At 72.5% G+C, this 15,625-nt stretch carries 15 protein-coding genes and 1 pseudogene; 1 reads left to right on the top strand and 15 read right to left on the bottom strand.

Annotation, left to right across the window (positions count from 1 at the left end; genetic code table 11):
- Positions 1 to 127: 127 nt before the first annotated feature.
- The 6 genes from carB to pyrR are packed head-to-tail and all read right to left on the bottom strand — an operon-like array spanning position 128 to position 8,137.
- Complete coding sequence (gene carB / locus ACFV0O_RS09255) at positions 128 to 3,436, bottom strand: carbamoyl-phosphate synthase large subunit (protein ID WP_380338483.1); 3,309 nt, start codon at positions 3,434 to 3,436, stop codon at positions 128 to 130.
- On the bottom strand, positions 3,429 to 4,586 hold the full coding sequence (gene carA, locus ACFV0O_RS09250; RefSeq protein WP_360261907.1) for a glutamine-hydrolyzing carbamoyl-phosphate synthase small subunit: 1,158 nt from the start codon (positions 4,584 to 4,586) through the stop codon (positions 3,429 to 3,431). The genes carB and carA overlap by 8 nt, the downstream gene beginning before the upstream one ends.
- Positions 4,583 to 5,179: a hypothetical protein gene (locus tag ACFV0O_RS09245; protein WP_380338480.1), complete on the bottom strand. Its 597-nt coding sequence runs from the start codon at positions 5,177 to 5,179 to the stop codon at positions 4,583 to 4,585. The genes carA and ACFV0O_RS09245 overlap by 4 nt, the downstream gene beginning before the upstream one ends.
- A complete protein-coding gene (locus tag ACFV0O_RS09240) occupies positions 5,179 to 6,483 on the bottom strand; it encodes a dihydroorotase (protein WP_380338477.1) in 1,305 nt (434 codons plus the stop codon). The genes ACFV0O_RS09245 and ACFV0O_RS09240 overlap by 1 nt, the downstream gene beginning before the upstream one ends.
- The gene (locus tag ACFV0O_RS09235; RefSeq protein ID WP_380338474.1) at positions 6,480 to 7,493 is read right to left on the bottom strand and encodes an aspartate carbamoyltransferase catalytic subunit; all 1,014 of its coding nucleotides are present in this window, start codon (positions 7,491 to 7,493) and stop codon (positions 6,480 to 6,482) included. The genes ACFV0O_RS09240 and ACFV0O_RS09235 overlap by 4 nt, the downstream gene beginning before the upstream one ends.
- 5 nt (positions 7,494 to 7,498) lie before the next feature.
- Positions 7,499 to 8,137, bottom strand: coding sequence for a bifunctional pyr operon transcriptional regulator/uracil phosphoribosyltransferase PyrR (gene pyrR / locus ACFV0O_RS09230; RefSeq protein WP_380338471.1), 639 nt, complete (start codon positions 8,135 to 8,137; stop codon positions 7,499 to 7,501).
- A gap of 328 nt (positions 8,138 to 8,465) precedes the next feature.
- Here pyrR and ACFV0O_RS09225 point away from each other — a divergent pair, with 328 nt between their 5' ends.
- The gene (locus tag ACFV0O_RS09225) at positions 8,466 to 8,969 is read left to right on the top strand and encodes a transcriptional regulator (RefSeq protein WP_030056198.1); all 504 of its coding nucleotides are present in this window, start codon (positions 8,466 to 8,468) and stop codon (positions 8,967 to 8,969) included.
- A gap of 163 nt (positions 8,970 to 9,132) precedes the next feature.
- Here ACFV0O_RS09225 and ACFV0O_RS09220 read toward each other — a convergent pair whose 3' ends face one another.
- The 9 genes and pseudogenes from ACFV0O_RS09220 to rpmB form a co-directional block, all read right to left on the bottom strand.
- A complete protein-coding gene (locus ACFV0O_RS09220) occupies positions 9,133 to 10,080 on the bottom strand; it encodes a hypothetical protein (protein WP_380338469.1) in 948 nt (315 codons plus the stop codon).
- 177 nt (positions 10,081 to 10,257) lie between these two features.
- On the bottom strand, positions 10,258 to 11,079 hold the full coding sequence (locus tag ACFV0O_RS09215; RefSeq protein WP_380338466.1) for a thioesterase family protein: 822 nt from the start codon (positions 11,077 to 11,079) through the stop codon (positions 10,258 to 10,260).
- Between the two features lie 161 nt (positions 11,080 to 11,240).
- A complete protein-coding gene (gene nusB, locus ACFV0O_RS09210; RefSeq protein ID WP_360261913.1) occupies positions 11,241 to 11,678 on the bottom strand; it encodes a transcription antitermination factor NusB in 438 nt (145 codons plus the stop codon).
- A 4-nt stretch (positions 11,679 to 11,682) separates the two neighbouring features.
- Complete coding sequence (gene efp / locus ACFV0O_RS09205) at positions 11,683 to 12,246, bottom strand: elongation factor P (protein WP_360261914.1); 564 nt, start codon at positions 12,244 to 12,246, stop codon at positions 11,683 to 11,685.
- 79 nt (positions 12,247 to 12,325) lie between these two features.
- Positions 12,326 to 13,432, bottom strand: a complete 1,107-nt coding sequence (locus ACFV0O_RS09200) for a M24 family metallopeptidase (RefSeq protein ID WP_380338462.1) — start codon at positions 13,430 to 13,432, stop codon at positions 12,326 to 12,328.
- A gap of 123 nt (positions 13,433 to 13,555) precedes the next feature.
- Positions 13,556 to 13,729 (bottom strand): annotated as a pseudogene (gene rpmF, locus ACFV0O_RS09195) (50S ribosomal protein L32).
- 108 nt (positions 13,730 to 13,837) lie between these two features.
- Complete coding sequence (locus tag ACFV0O_RS09190; protein ID WP_380338459.1) at positions 13,838 to 15,022, bottom strand: CobW family GTP-binding protein; 1,185 nt, start codon at positions 15,020 to 15,022, stop codon at positions 13,838 to 13,840.
- Positions 15,019 to 15,324, bottom strand: coding sequence for a 30S ribosomal protein S14 (gene rpsN, locus ACFV0O_RS09185; RefSeq protein WP_380338456.1), 306 nt, complete (start codon positions 15,322 to 15,324; stop codon positions 15,019 to 15,021). Before rpsN ends, ACFV0O_RS09190 begins: the two co-directional genes overlap by 4 nt.
- Positions 15,324 to 15,560, bottom strand: coding sequence for a 50S ribosomal protein L28 (rpmB, locus tag ACFV0O_RS09180; RefSeq protein WP_380338453.1), 237 nt, complete (start codon positions 15,558 to 15,560; stop codon positions 15,324 to 15,326). The genes rpsN and rpmB overlap by 1 nt, the downstream gene beginning before the upstream one ends.
- Positions 15,561 to 15,625 lie beyond the last annotated feature (65 nt).

The raw sequence follows: 15,625 nt of genomic DNA, 5'->3' as shown, positions 1-15,625 counted from the left end.
GAATCGGGGCGACGAGCGGAATCGGGGCGCGGGCGCAGCCCGTCGAAGGAAGGGCGGTGGCCGGTGACGGGCGGGCACAGGAGTGGGGGGCACCCGACTGGCTTCGGTGCCCCCCACTGCGGTGGTGCTACTTGCGGCCGGCGTTGATCAGCTCGGCGTGCTCCTGGAGCGACATCACCCCGACCTCGTCGCGCAGCAGCCGGTCGATGCCCTGGACGGCCGCGCCCATCGCCTGGACGGTGGTCAGGCAGGGCACCGCGCGGGCCACGGCCGCGGTGCGGATCTCGTAGCCGTCGAGGCGGCCACCGGTGCCGTACGGCGTGTTGATGATGAGGTCGACCTCACCGTCGTGGATCAGCTGGACGATGGTCCTCTCGCCGTTCGGGCCCTCGCCCTCGCTGTGCTTGCGCACCAGCGTGGACGGGATGCCGCCGCGCTGCAGCACCTCGGCGGTGCCGGCCGTGGCGAGCACCTCGAAGCCGAGGCTGACCAGCGCGCGGGCCGGGAAGACCAGGTTGCGCTTGTCGCGGTTGGCGACCGAGACGAAGACCTTGCCCTTGGTCGGCAGCGCGCCGTAGGCGCCGGCCTGGGCCTTGGCGTAGGCCGTGCCGAAGACCTTGTCGATGCCCATGACCTCGCCGGTCGAGCGCATCTCCGGGCCGAGCACGGTGTCCACGCCGCGGCCGTGCACGTCGCGGAAGCGGCTCCACGGCATCACGGCCTCCTTGACCGCGATCGGCGCGTCGGCGGGCAGCGTGCCGCCGTCGCCCTCGGCCGGGAGCAGGCCCTCGGCGCGCAGCTCGGCGATGGTCGCGCCGAGCGAGACCCGGGCGGCGGCCTTGGCCAGCGGCACGGCGGTCGCCTTGGAGGTGAACGGGACGGTCCGGGAGGCGCGCGGGTTGGCCTCCAGGACGTACAGGATGTCGCCGGAGAGGGCGAACTGGATGTTGATCAGACCGCGCACCCCGACGCCGCGCGCGATGGCCTCGGTGGAGGTGCGCAGGCGCTTGATGTCGTGGCCGCCGAGGGTGATCGGGGGCAGTGCGCAGGCGGAGTCGCCGGAGTGGATGCCGGCCTCCTCGATGTGCTCCATGACGCCGCCGAGGTAGAGCTCGGTGCCGTCGTAGAGCGCGTCGACGTCGATCTCGACCGCGTCGTCCAGGAACCGGTCGATGAGCACCGGGTGCTCGGAGATCAGACCGGCGTGCCGCTCCAGGTAGGAGGCGAGCGAGGCCTCGTCGTAGACGATCTCCATGCCGCGGCCGCCGAGCACGTAGGACGGGCGGGCGAGGACCGGGTAGCCGATCTCGTCCGCGATCGCCTTGGCCTCCTCGAAGGAGAAGGCGGTGCCGTGCTTGGGCGCGGGCAGGCCGGCGTCGCGCAGGACGCGGCCGAAGGCGCCGCGCTCCTCGGCGAGGTCGATCGCCTCGGGCTGGGTGCCGACGATCGGCACGCCGTTGTCCTTGAGCGCCTGCGCCAGGCCCAGCGGGGTCTGGCCGCCGAGTTGGACGATCACGCCGGCGAGCGGGCCGGCCTGCTGCTCGGCGTGGACGATCTCCAGCACGTCCTCCAGGGTGAGCGGCTCGAAGTAGAGCCGGTCGGAGGTGTCGTAGTCGGTGGAGACGGTCTCCGGGTTGCAGTTGACCATGACGGTCTCGTACCCGGCCTCGGCGAGCGCGAAGGACGCGTGCACGCAGGAGTAGTCGAACTCGATGCCCTGGCCGATGCGGTTCGGGCCGGAGCCCAGGATGATCACGGCGGGCTTGGTGCGGGGGGCGACCTCGTTCTCCTCGTCGTAGGACGAGTAGAAGTACGGGGTCTTGGCGGCGAACTCGGCGGCGCAGGTGTCGACGGTCTTGAAGACCGGGCGAACGCCGAGCGCGTGGCGCACCTCGCGGACCACGTCCGGCTTCAGGCCGCGGATCTCGCCGACCTGCTGGTCGGAGAAGCCGTGGCGCTTGGCGTGGCGCAGCAGCTCGGGGGTGAGCTCGGCGGCCTCGGCCAGCTCGCCGGCGATCTCGTCGAGCAGGAAGAGCTGGTCGACGAACCACGGGTCGATCTTGGTGGCCTCGAACACCTCCTCCGGGGTGGCGCCGGCCCGGATCGCCTCCATGACGGTGTTGATCCGGCCGTCGGTCGGCACGACCGCCTTGGCCAGCAGAGCGGTCTTGTCGCCCACCGGGCCGGTCCAGGAGAACTGGGAGCCCTTCTTCTCCAGCGAGCGCAGCGCCTTCTGCAGCGCCTCGGGGAAGTTGCGGCCGAGGGCCATGGCCTCGCCGACCGACTTCATGGTGGTGGTCAGCGTGGCGTCGGCGCTCGGGAACTTCTCGAACGCGAACCGCGGCACCTTGACCACGACGTAGTCGAGGGTCGGCTCGAAGGAGGCCGGGGTCTCCTCGGTGATGTCGTTGGGGATCTCGTCCAGGGTGTAGCCGACGGCCAGCTTGGCGGCGATCTTGGCGATCGGGAAGCCGGTGGCCTTGGAGGCGAGCGCCGAGGAGCGCGAGACGCGCGGGTTCATCTCGATGACGATGACCCGGCCGTCGTCGGGGTTGACGGCGAACTGGATGTTGCAGCCGCCGGTGTCGACGCCGACCTCGCGGATGACGGCGATGCCGACGTCGCGCAGGATCTGGTACTCGCGGTCGGTGAGGGTCATCGCCGGGGCGACGGTGATCGAGTCACCGGTGTGCACGCCCATCGGGTCGAAGTTCTCGATGGAGCAGACGACCACGACGTTGTCGTTCTTGTCGCGCATCAGCTCCAGCTCGTACTCCTTCCAGCCGAGGATGGACTCCTCCAGGAGCACCTCGGTGGTCGGCGAGAGAGTCAGGCCCTGGCCGGCGATGCGGCGCAGGTCCTCCTCGTCGTGGGCGAAGCCGGAGCCGGCGCCGCCCATGGTGAAGGAGGGGCGGACGACGACCGGGTAGCCGCCGAGCGTGTCGACGCCGGCCAGCACCTCGTCCATGGTGTGGCAGATGACCGAACGGGCGGACTCGCCGTGGCCGATCTTGGCGTTGACGGCCTCGACGACGCCCTTGAAGAGCTCGCGGTCCTCGCCCTTGTTGATCGACTCGACCTTGGCGCCGATGAGCTCGACGTTGTACTTGGCGAGCACGCCGTTGGCGTCCAGCGAGATCGCGGTGTTCAGCGCGGTCTGCCCGCCCAGGGTCGGCAGCAGCGCGTCGGGGCGCTCCTTGGCGATGATCTTCTCGACGAACTCCGGGGTGATCGGCTCGACGTAGGTGGCGTCGGCGATCTCCGGGTCGGTCATGATCGTGGCCGGGTTGGAGTTGACCAGCACGACCCGCAGGCCCTCGGCCTTGAGGACCCGGCAGGCCTGCGTGCCCGAGTAGTCGAACTCTGCGGCCTGGCCGATCACGATCGGGCCGGAGCCGATGACCAGGACGGACTTGATGTCGGTGCGCTTAGGCACGCTGGCCCTCCATGAGCTTCACGAAACGGTCGAAGAGGTAGGCCGCGTCGTGCGGGCCGGCAGCAGCTTCGGGGTGGTACTGCACGCTGAAGGCGGGGACGTCGAGCGCCTGCAGGCCCTCGACCACGTCGTCGTTCAGGCAGACGTGGGAGACCTCGACCCGCCCGTAGGGGGTGTCGCTCACCTTGTCCAGCGGGGCGTTCACGGCGAAGCCGTGGTTGTGGGCGGTCACCTCGACCTTGCCGGTGGTGCGGTCCTGCACCGGCTGGTTGATGCCGCGGTGGCCGTACTTGAGCTTGTAGGTGCCGAAGCCCAGGGCGCGGCCGAGGATCTGGTTGCCGAAGCAGATCCCGAAGAACGGGGTCTTGCGCTCCAGCACGCCCTGCGCGACGGCGACCTGGTGGTCGGCGGTGGCCGGGTCGCCCGGGCCGTTGGAGAAGAAGACGCCGTCCGGCTCGACCGCGTAGACGTCCTCCAGGGTGGCGTTGGCCGGCAGCACGTGCACCTCGATGCCGCGCTCGGCCATCCGCTGCGGGGTCATCGCCTTGATGCCGAGGTCCAGCGCGGCCACGGTGAAGCGCTTCTCACCGATCGCGGGCACCACGTACGGCTCGGTGGTGGCGACCTCGGCGCACAGGTCGGCGCCCTTCATCTCGGGCGACTGCTGCACCCGGGCGAGCAGGGCGGCCTGGTCGGCCAGCGCCTCGCCGGAGAAGATGCCGCAGCGCATCGCGCCCCGCTCGCGCAGGTGGCGGGTCAGCGCGCGGGTGTCGATGCCGCTGATGCCGACGACGCCCTGGTTGACCAGTTCCTCGTCGAGCGAGCGGCGGGAGCGCCAGTTGGAGGCGACCCGGGCGGGGTCGCGCACGACGTAGCCGGCGACCCAGATCTGCTTGGACTCGTCGTCCTCGTCGTTCCAGCCGGTGTTGCCGATCTGCGGGGCGGTCATCACGACGACCTGGCGGTGGTACGACGGGTCGGTCAGGGTCTCCTGGTAGCCGGACATGCCGGTGTTGAAGACGGCCTCGCCGAAGGTCTCGCCGGTGGCGCCGTAGGCCTGGCCGCGGAAGGTCCGGCCGTCCTCCAGGACGAGCACGGCGGGGACGCGTTCCCGCCGTTGGCGCTGCGTGGTGGGGGCAGGTGCGGTCATTGCGCGGCCTCTTCCGTCATCTTCGTCTGCGTGCGTGTTGCGAGGTGGGTGACCGCCTCGACCCAGGCGGCGTGCTCGTCGGGGTGGTCGGCCCGGAAGCCGGAGTCCAGCTCGATCGTTTCGGTGGGGGTCCCCCCGGCCGAAGGCCGGGTGAGCGTCCAGGTGACGACGAGCAGCCCGGACGGGACGACCTTGCCGGCGATCCCGGAGTCGGTGCGGGCACCGGTCAGGTGCGCCGCCGGGATCCAGAAGTCGACGTCACCGGGGCGGCGGACCAGCAGGCCGTCCTCGCCGAGGGTGAGGTCGGCCCGGCTGCGGGTGCCCAGGCCGTGCGCGACGACCCGGTCGAGCCAGTTCCCGGCGGTGGTCGTGCCGTGGTAGCGGCCGCTGGTCTCCAGGATGGTGCGCCCGGCGCGATCCGGCACGGCGGGCAGCGGCGGGATGCCGGACTGCAGGGTGCGGCGCCAGTTCCAGCCCTGGCGCATCAGCCAGTAGACGAGGCCGATCACGATCAGCAGGCCGATCGACCAGCCGATGTACCCGGGCCAGTTGGTGACCTTCGCCTGCTCCTTGGCGAGCGTGGCGTAGTCCATCACGCGTCGCCGTCCTGCTCGACCGGCTCGCCGGCCAGCACGGTGGCGCGCCCGCGCAGGAAGGTGGCGTGCACCCGTCCGGGCAGGTCGAGGCCCTTGTAAGGCGTGTTTCGGCTACGGGTGGCGAAGGTGTCCGGGTTCACGGCACCACGGTACGCGGGATCGAACAGCACCAGGTTCGCGGGCTCACCCACCGAGATCGGCCGGCCGTGCCCGGTGAGACGGCCGATCCGGGCCGGACGGTGCGACATCCGGTCGGCGACGCCCTCCCAGTTCAGCAGGCCGGTCTCGACCATGGTCTGCTGGACGACCGACAGCGCGGTCTCCAGGCCGACCATGCCCATCGCGGCCACGGCCCACTCGCAGTCCTTGTCCTCGGCCGGGTGCGGCGCGTGGTCGGTGGCGACGGCGTCGATGGTGCCGTCGGCGAGCGCCTTGCGCAGCGCCTGGACGTCCTCGGCGGTGCGCAGCGGCGGGTTCACCTTGTACACCGGGTCGTAGGAGCGGACCAGCTCGTCGGTGAGCAGCAGGTGGTGCGGGGTGACCTCGGCGGTGACGTCCCAGCCCTTGGCCTTGGCCCAGCGGATGATCTCGACCGAACCGGCCGTGGAGACGTGGCAGACGTGCAGCCGGGAGCCGACGTGCGCGGCGAGCAGCACGTCGCGGGCGATGATCGACTCCTCGGCGACGGCCGGCCAGCCGCCGAGCCCGAGCTCGCCGGAGACCTGGCCCTCGTTCATCTGGGCGCCCTCGGTCAGCCGCGGCTCCTGGGCGTGCTGGGCGACGACGCCGTCGAAGGCCTTGACGTACTCCAGGGCGCGGCGCATCAGCACCGCGTCGTCCACGCACTTGCCGTCGTCGGAGAAGACCCGCACGCCGGCCGCGGACTCGTGCATCGCGCCCAGCTCGGCGAGCTTCTTGCCCTCCAGGCCGACGGTGACGGCGCCGACCGGCTGCACGTCGCAGTAGCCGGCCTCCTGGCCGAGCCGCCAGACCTGCTCGACCACGCCGGCGGTGTCGGCCACCGGGGTGGTGTTGGCCATCGCGTGCACGGCGGTGAAGCCGCCCATCGCGGCGGCCCGGGTGCCGGTGAGCACGGTCTCGGCGTCCTCGCGGCCGGGCTCGCGCAGGTGGGTGTGCAGGTCGACCAGGCCGGGGAGCGCGACCAGACCGGTGGCGTCGATCTCGATGTCCGCCTCGACCGCCAGGCCGGTGCCGATCTCCTTGACCACGCCGTCGGCGAGGAGGAGGTCCTGCGGGGCGCCGCCGAGGATCTTGGCGTTGCGGATCAGGTAGGTGGTCACTGAGCGGTCTCCACGGTCTCGGTACGGGGGGCGTCGGCGGGGGCGTCGGCGGGGGTGGCTCCGCCGAGCAGCAGGTAGAGCACGGCCATCCGGACGGAGACGCCGTTGGCGACCTGCTCGACCGCGGTGCAGCGCGGCGAGTCGGCGACCTCGGCGGTGATCTCCATGCCGCGGACCATCGGGCCGGGGTGCATCACGATCGCGTGCTCGGGCAGCCGGGCCAGCCGGTGGCCGTTCATGCCGTAGCGGCGGCTGTACTCGCGCTCGGTCGGGAAGAACGCGGCGTTCATCCGCTCGCGCTGGACCCGCAGCATCATCAGCGCGTCCGTCTTGGGCAGCACCGCGTCGAGGTCGTAGCTGATCTCGCAGGGCCACCCGCCTGCGCCGGTTTCGGGATTGGGTTCGATGCCGATCGGCAGCAGCGTCGGCGGGGCGACGAAGGTGACCTGGGCACCGAGGGTGTTCAGCAGGTGGACGTTGGAGCGGGCGACCCGGCTGTGCAGGACGTCGCCGACGATCGTCACCCGGCGGCCCGCGAGGTCGTGGCCGGAGCCCGGGTTGAGGTGGCGGCGCATGGTGAAGGCGTCGAGCAGCGCCTGGGTGGGGTGCTCGTGGGTGCCGTCACCGGCGTTGATCACACTGCCGTGCAGCCAGTCGGACTGGGCCAGCCGGGCCGGTGCGCCCGAGGCGTGGTGGCGGATGACCACCGCGTCGGCGCCCATGGCCTGCAGGGTCAGCGCGGTGTCCTTGAGGCTCTCGCCCTTGGAGACCGAGGAGCCCTTGGCGGAGAAGTTGATGACGTCGGCCGAGAGGCGCTTCTCGGCGACCTCGAAGGAGGTCTTCGTCCGGGTGGAGTCCTCGAAGAAGAGGTTGACGACGGTGCGGCCGCGGAGCGTGGGCAGCTTCTTGACGGCCCGCCCGGAGAGCTGGGCCAGCTCCTCGGCGGTGTCCAGGATCAGCAGCGCGTCGTCGCGGCTGAGATCGGCGGCGGAGACGAGGTGGCGCTTCACGCGGGTTACTCCGGGAGGTGCGGTTCGGACGGCTTGGCGGCCATGGCCTGTGACGAGCGCGCGGCGAAGTCGCGGTCCCCGACCAGGACGGCGTCCACGCCGTCGGCGTCGGAGAGGCGCACCTGAACGGCCTCGCGCAGCGAGGTGGGGAGGTTCTTGCCCACGTAGTCCGCGCGGATCGGCAGCTCGCGGTGGCCGCGGTCGACCAGGACGGCGAGCTGGACGGCGCGCGGCCGGCCGATGTCGTTCAGCGCGTCGAGCGCGGCGCGGATGGTGCGGCCGGAGAAGAGCACGTCGTCGACGAGGATGACGAGCTTGCCGTCGATGCCGTCGGAGGGGATCTCGGTGTGCTCCAGGGCGCGGGCGGGCTTCAGCCGCAGGTCGTCCCGGTACATGGTGATGTCCAGGGTGCCCAGCGGGATGTCGCGCCCGGTGATCTGGGCCAGCCGGCCGTGCAGGCGGCGGGCGAGGTGGACACCCCTGGTGTGGATGCCGAGCAGCACGACGTCCTCCGCGCCCTTGGCGCGCTCGACGATCTCGTGCGCTATCCGGGTGATGACCCGGGCGATGTCCGTGCCGTCCAGCACTTGGTGCGGCGGCCGCGGCGTCGTTTCCTGCGGCGTCGAATCTCGGTGTGCGGTCATGCCGAAGCGGACCTCCTTCCCCGCCTCACTGGACGGGCCTTAAAGGATGTCTGAATCACCCCCGCCGGGTCGGCGTGGGCTTCGGGTCATCCTAGCAGCGCCCCGGACGGCAAACAGAAGTCCATCATTCCGCTTCCGTCGGTTAACACCCCGGACGCGCCGACGATGCGGGCCATTCGCACGACTGCCCCATTCGGCTTGACGCAACTACCTTACTCTACGTAACCTCACAGTGAGTTACGAGACGGACGTCGAACCCACCGGTAACGACGTCGACATCGCCCGTGACCCACCACTGAACGCGAAGCAATCTCGTCCGGGGAGATCAATGTCCAGCGACTACGCGAAGCAACTCGGAGGCAAGCTCCGAGCGATCCGCACTCAGCAGGGGCTCTCCCTGCACGGTGTCGAGGAGAAGTCCCAGGGGCGCTGGAAGGCAGTCGTCGTAGGCTCGTACGAGCGCGGGGACCGTGCGGTCACCGTGCAGCGACTGGCCGAGCTGGCGGAGTTCTACGGCGTCCCGGTACAGGAGCTGCTGCCCGGCGGCACCCCCGGCGGCGCGGCCGAGCCGCCGCCGCGCCTGGTCCTCGACCTGGAGAGACTGACCCAGGTCCCCTCCGAGAAGGCCGGCCCGCTGCAGCGCTACGCGGCGACCATCCAGAGCCAGCGCGGCGACTACAACGGCAAGGTGCTGTCGATCCGCCAGGACGACCTGCGCACCCTGGCGGTCATCTACGACCAGTCGCCGTCGATCCTCACCGAGCAGCTGATCTCCTGGGGCGTGCTGAACCCCGACGCGCGCCGTGCGGTGCGCGAGGAGGACGCGAGCTGAGGCTCACCGCACCGGCTCCCGCCAGCGGATCCTTGTGCGTGCCGGCACTCGTCCCACCAGTGCCGGCAAGCAGAAACGTCACGGCGCGGCACCCCAGACCGGGGGGCCGCGCCGCGGTGTTCCCGGGCCCGGCGGGCCCTCCCCCGGCGCGGCGCGCCACGTGTCAGCAGACCGTGCCCAGGCTGTAGCCGGGCTGCGCGGCGACCCCGTCCAGCCGGACCGGCCGGTCCGCCGGCGCCCAGTCCTGCCCACTGCTCGACCAGGCCCAGGAGGCCGGCAGGTACTCCCCGCAGGAGGCGGCCGAGCCCTGCGAACCGTGCAGCACCGCGACGCCCGGCAGCTCCAGGGCCAGCCCGGCGCACAGCACCGCGCAGACCAGCTCCAGGTCCTCGTCGTTGATCCGCACCACGCCGTCCTCCCACTGCAGCACCCGCGCGGCCGCGGTCAGCCTGCCGCCGGGCGCGTCCACCCGCAGGCGCAGCTCGTACACGCCGGCGCCCGCCCCGACCAGCATCCGGCGGAACACCTCGCCCCCGCGCTGGTAGGCGGCGCGCACCCAGCGGGCGTGGTCCTCGTCGCGCTCGCCCGCGCCGCCGTACAGGCCGCCGTCGAGCAGCAGGTCGGCGTGGCAGAGCGTCAGCCCGTTCTCCCGGGCCCGGACCAGGCGCGGCACGAAGTCCCCGGCCGGCTCCTCGCCCTGGTAGGCGAGCAGTTGGGTCTGCAGCGCCGGGTTGACCAGGTAGCGGTCGCGGGCGGCGGGCTCGGCCGGGTCCAGCCCGTTGAGCAGGCAGAACTCCTCGAAGTCCTGCGGGTGGAACATCCGCGCCCGGACGGTCTCGAAGCGCTCCAGCGCGTCCGCCAGCAGCTCGGCGGTGTCGGCCAGGTAGCGCTCGTAGTCGGGGGCGTCGGAGATCCCCCAGGCGCGGGCCCGCGCGAAGTCCGCGGCGCTGGTCAGCACCCCGATGACGAACGCCTGGTCGGCGCCCTCGACGCCCTCGACGCCCTCGGCCCCGTCGGCCCCCTGCGGCCGGTGCGACGCCCGCACCGCGGGCCGCGAGCCGCCGGCGGTGCAGTCGGAGTTACGGCGGGCGCGGCCGTGGCGGCTACTCATCGGATGGCTCCTGGCTTCGGCGGGCGGCCGCCGGCGACGACGGCCGACGGGGGTGACGGTCGGCGGCGGGCTCGCCGCTGACCGCCTTCCTCCCCACCGCCCGCGCGCCGCACACGTACGGCGTGTCACAGGAATGTAACCACCGGTAATAGGACCGGTGGCGCGGATCCCCCCGGACTACCGCGGCGCCCGGGCCAGCTGGCGGGACTGCGCGACCAGACGGCCGGACTCGTCCCAGACCTCGGCGTCCTCCTCGAAGTACCCGCCGGCCAGGTTGCGGGTCGCGTGGGTGACGCGGAGCCAGCCCGGGGCGGGCTTGGCCCGCAGGTGGACGGTCAGCTCGACGGTCGGGGCCCAGCCGGGCATGCCGAGGTCGAAGGTGACCGGCGGCAGCGCGTCGGCGACCAGCAGGAGCAGCAGCGGGTCGGGTTCGCGGCCGTCGGCGAGCCGGAACCAGCCCTGGATCCGCCCGTTGCCGGAGGGCTGCCCGAGCGCCCAGCCGACGGTGGCCGGGTCCAGCCGCAGGTCGAAGCGCTCCAGCAGGGCGGCCTCGGCGATCAGTTCCTTCGGCGCGTGCTCCACGCCGATGCACTGCTCCGGCGGCGGGAGCTGCGGCGGCCGGGCACTGGTGCGCACCTCGCCGTCGGCGGCGGAGAGGTCGCCGTGGCTGGCCACCACGCGCAGCCGTTCGACGCCGTCCTGGCTGAGCGAGGCGGTGCCGGTGGAGAGCCCGCGGCCGGTGCGCAGCACCTCGGTGCGGACGGTGGCCGGGCCGGGGGTGGAGGCGGACAGGTAGTAACCGCTGATCGACACCGGGTCCGGGTGCGACTCGTGCTCCAGCGACAGCGCGTGTCCGGCCACCGCGAGCAGCAGCCCGCCGTTGACCCCGCCGCCGATCTGCCAGCCGGCGCCCAGCTCGGCCTCGTAGCGGCCGGCCTCCTCGGGGTGTCTGGTCAGGGCGATGCCCCGGTCGAACTCGCTGCGGATCGCGGTGGTCATGGGGGAGGACCTGCCTTTTCGCACGGGGCGTCGAACACCAAGTTACTGACGAGTAGGCCACACCCTACGCCGATCGGGCCGACCGCGCGACGGCCGGGGAACGCCGAACGGCCGCCGGACCCGGCATGCGGGTCCGACGGCCGTCAGCGGAGCACGACCGGTTATCGGCGGATGCTCGGCTTCAGCTCCAGGAAACGGGCGAGCATGCCGTTGACGAAGGCCGGGGAGTCGTCCGTGGAGTACTCCTTGGCGATCTCGACGGCCTCGTCCAGGACGACCGCGTCCGGGACGCCGTCCTCCCAGATCAGCTCGTACGCGCCGAGTCGCAGGACGTTGCGGTCCACGATCGGCATCCGGTCGAGGGTCCAGCCCACCGCGTACTGCGAGATCAGGTCGTCGATCCGACGGGCGTGCTGGACGTACCCCTCGATCAGCTCCATGGTGTACTCGCCGACCTGCGGGGTGCCCTCCTCGGGCTTCGGCTCGCGGGCGCGGGCCACCCAGTCGGCGAGGACCCGCTGCGGGTCGACCCCGCGGTGGTCGGCCTCGAAGAGGATCTGGAAGGCCCGGGTGCGGGCCTTGCTACGTGCGGCCGACACGGACTTACTTCACCCGGCCGAGGTAGCTGCCGTCGCGGGTGTCGACCTTGACCTTCTCACCGGTGGTGACGAAGAGCGGCACCTGGATCTCGGCGCCGGTCTCCAGGGTGGCCGGCTTGGTGCCGCCGGTGGAGCGGTCGCCCTGGACGCCCGGCTCGGTCTCGGCGATGGTCAGCTCGACGGAGGTCGGGAGCTCGATGTAGAGCACCGAACCCTCGTTCTGCGCGACGAGGGCCTCGAAGCCCTCCAGCAGGTACTTGGCGGCGTCGCCGACGACGGCCGGCTCGATGGTGAGCTGGTCGTAGGTGTCCATGTCCATGAACACGAAGTTCTCGCCGTCCTTGTACGAGAACTGCATGCCGCGCTTGTCGACGTTGGCGGTCTCGACCTTGGTGCCGGCGTTGAAGGTCTTGTCGACGACCTTGCCCGTCAGGACCTCCTTGAGCTTGGTCCGAACGAAGGCCGGGCCCTTGCCGGGCTTGACGTGCTGGAACTCGACGACGGACCAGAGCTTGCCGCCCTCCAGCTTGAGGACCATGCCGTTCTTGAGATCGTTCGTGGAAGCCACGGGCGCACTTACTCCTGGATATAGCTGTCAAGGAACCAAGGGGTGCGTCCTGCCGCCGACGGCCGACTGGAGGCCGCGGTCACAGGGCGAGGAGCTCCTTGGTGGTGATGGTGAGCAGCTCGGGCCCGCCCTCTTCGAGGGGGCGCACGACGAGCGTGTCCTCGATCCGGACGCCGCCCTTGCCCGGGAGGTGGACCCCTGGGCCGACGGTGACCGGCACGCGGCTGTCCAGTTTACCCATGTCCGACGGACCGAGGCGCGGTGCCTCCCGGATCTCCAGCCCGATGCCGTGGCCCACCGGGTGCGGCGAGCCCTCGGTGTGGCCCGCCGCCTCCAGGACCTGCCGGGCGGCCCGGTCGGGTACGCACTGCTCCACGCCTGGTCCGAGCGCCTCCCGACCGGCCCGCTGGGCCCGGAAGACCAACCGGTGCAGCTCCACCTGCCACGGCGCGGGAGCGGCGCCGATCACGAAGGTGCGGGCGGTGGACACGCCGTAGCCGCGGTACTGGGCCCCCATCACCACGGTCAGGAAGTCGCCCTCCTCCACCCGGCGGTCGGTCGGCTGGTGGGCGGCCTGGCCGGAGTGGCTGCCGGTGCCGACCGACACCGGGAAGGCGGCCCGGTCGGCCCCGTGGTCGATCATCCGGCGCTCCAGCTCCATGGCCAGGTGCCGCTCGGTGCGGCCGACCAGGATCGACTCCAGCAGCTCGCCGAGCGCCTGGTCGGCGATCTCGGCGGCGATCCGCAGATCGGCGATCTCGTGCTCGTCCTTGACCACCCGCAGCCGCTCGACCACCTGCCCGAGGTCGACCAGCCGGGCCCGCTCGGCCAGGCCCGCCACCGTCCGGTGCCGGCTGACGGTCAGGTCGTGCTCCTCGACCGCGAGGCCCTCGACCCCGAAGCTGCTCGCCGCGGCGGTGGCGGCCAGCGCGGTGTCCGCCCCGGCCGCCACCGGCAGCCGGGTCACGTCGGGGACGATCAGGTGCTCCCCCGTGTCGTCCGGCGGCAGGTCGTCGGGCAGCGCCAGCAGCGCCCGCTCCCTGGTCAGCAGCAGCGTCGCCCCGCAGGGCGCGCAGCCCGTCAGATACCGCACGTTCGCCGCCCGGGTGATCAGCGCCGCATCGGCCCCGGCCGCACTGCAGTGCTCCCTCACCCGCTCCCGCCGCCCCGCGTACGCATCCGCCATGCGTCGAGCCTACGAACCCCCGGCCCGAACCGCCCGCCGAGCACCCCCGACGGAACCCCCGGAGCCCCCGACGCGCCCCCGTACCACCACCGGTTTCCCGCCACCCGGCACGGGCCGCCGCCGCTACGCCTCCCCCGGGTCGATCAGCCCCCGGCGGTAGGCCGGGACCAGGTTCTGCGGCACGAGCAGCTCGCGGCCGTCGCTCGTGACCGGGACCGGCTTCGGGGGCGTCGCCCTTCACCGGGCGCGACGGTGCCGGGTGTTGCTGCGGGAGGTCCTGCGCTCGGGCACGGCCATCGGAAGCTCCTGGTCCTCGTGGTCGACGTCCTCGATGCCGGCCGCGTCCAGGGGGTCGGGCCGCTCCTTCGGCGGGGCTGTTCGTTTGCGCATGATGCCGGGGCTCCTTCAGTGGAGGGGGGCGAGCAGGTCCCGGAAGGCGTCGGGCAGGGTCTTCCAGCCGGCCTCACCGGCGATGAGTTCGACGTCGGTGAGCAGGCAGGAGTCGAGCAGCGCGGTGATCCCGTCGACGTCCAGCCCCTCTGCGGTGAAGCAGAGCTGCTGGACCCGGTCGCCGTGCAGCGGGTGCCAGTCGAGGGCGGCCGCCGCCCGCCGGGCGGGCGGGTAGAACTCCCAGGCCGCGTCGGACAGGGTGGCGAGCCAGGGCCCGCACTCCTCGACGGCGAGGTTGGCCCCGGCCGCGTCCCAGGCCAGCATCAGGTCCGGGCGGTTGGCCAGCCAGAAGCGGCCGCGGCTGCGCTGCGCCGCCGGGACGAGCTGGTGCAGCGCCTCGTGGAACCGCTCCGGGTGCAGCGGCCGGCGGCGTTCCCACACCAGGGTGGTGACGCCCGCCTCGTCGCGTTCCTGCGGCAGCAGGGCGATGGCCGGGTTGACCCGGTCGCGGGCGGCGGCGACGTCGAAGCCGCCGAGTGCGGCCCGGGTGAGGGCGCCGGTGCCGAGCCGGACGACCCGGGCGGTGGGGTGGAGCTGACGCAGCAGTGCGAGCCCCGGCGCGTGCGCCGTGGCTCGCGGAACGGCGAGGGTGCCGGCGTACTCGATCTGGTGGGCCAACGCTTCCGCACGGGTCCGCTCGTCCCGTTCGGCGGTGTGTTCGCCGTGTTCCGCCAGGTCGTCGGGGACGGAGAGTTCGCCGATCAGCCGGTCCGGAGCGACGGCGGTGACGACGCCCGCGAGTTCGACGGCGTCCGCGAGGCGCCGCCCGCCGGATTCTCCGCCGGCGATCACCTCGACGGCCGGGTGCGGGTCGCTGCCGCCCCACAGTTCGACGACGGCGAGCCCGTGGCGGCCTTCGTCGGCGATCCCCAGCAGCCGGGGCAGCAGGTCCTCGCGCAGGGCGCAGCACGGGCAGTCGTTCGTCAACGGCACGTCGTCCGCGTCGAACACCCCCCGGGCGTCGCGCAGTTCCCGGTGGACGAGGCCGAGCGAGGCGTCCCGCAGGTCGTGCCGCAGCACCACCGCCTCCACCGCGTCCGCGGTCAGCTCGTCGACGGCCGCGCGTCGTTCCTCGGCGTGCAGCCCGGCGACGACGACCACGGGCAGCTTGATCCGCTCCGGGGCGTCCACCGGGCTCACCGGCTCGCCTTCCGGACGCCCGGCAGGTGGCCGGCGTGGGCGTGCGCGCGCAGGTTGACCCGGGAGAGGCCGAAGGCGCGCAGGTAGCCGCGGGGGCGGCCGTCCACGGCGTCGCGGTTGCGGACCCGGGTCGGGCCGGCGTCGCGCGGCCGGCGGGCGAGTTCGGCCCGCGCGGCGGCGCGCTCGGCCGGGTCGGCGCCGGGGTGGGCGATGATCCGCTTGAGCTCGGCCCGGCGTTCGGCGTACCGGTCGACGACGGCGCGCCGCTGCTCGTTCTTGGCGATCTTGCTCTGCTCGGCCATCAGACCCTCTCCCCCCGGGCCCGGATCCGGGCGACGGCGGCTTCGATGCCGATCGTGTCGACGGTGCGGATGCCCTTGGCGCTCAGCGTGAGCCGCACGTACCGGCCCTCACCGGGCAGCCAGTAGCGCTTGCGCTGGACGTTGGGGTCGAAGCGGCGGCGGGTGCGGCGGTGCGAGTGCGAGATCGCGTTGCCGAAGCCGGGCCGGCGGCCGGTGAGCCGGCAGTGGGCGGACATGGGTGCTCCCTGGCGTCCGGGAATGATCGGGACGGCGCAAACGCTACACCAGATGAAAATGACTT

This window comes from Kitasatospora sp. NPDC059577 (genome assembly GCF_042735475.1).
Lineage (GTDB): Bacteria > Actinomycetota > Actinomycetes > Streptomycetales > Streptomycetaceae > Kitasatospora.
The sequence above is the reverse complement of the archived record's forward strand: the minus strand, read 5'-3'. Positions and strand labels throughout refer to the sequence as shown.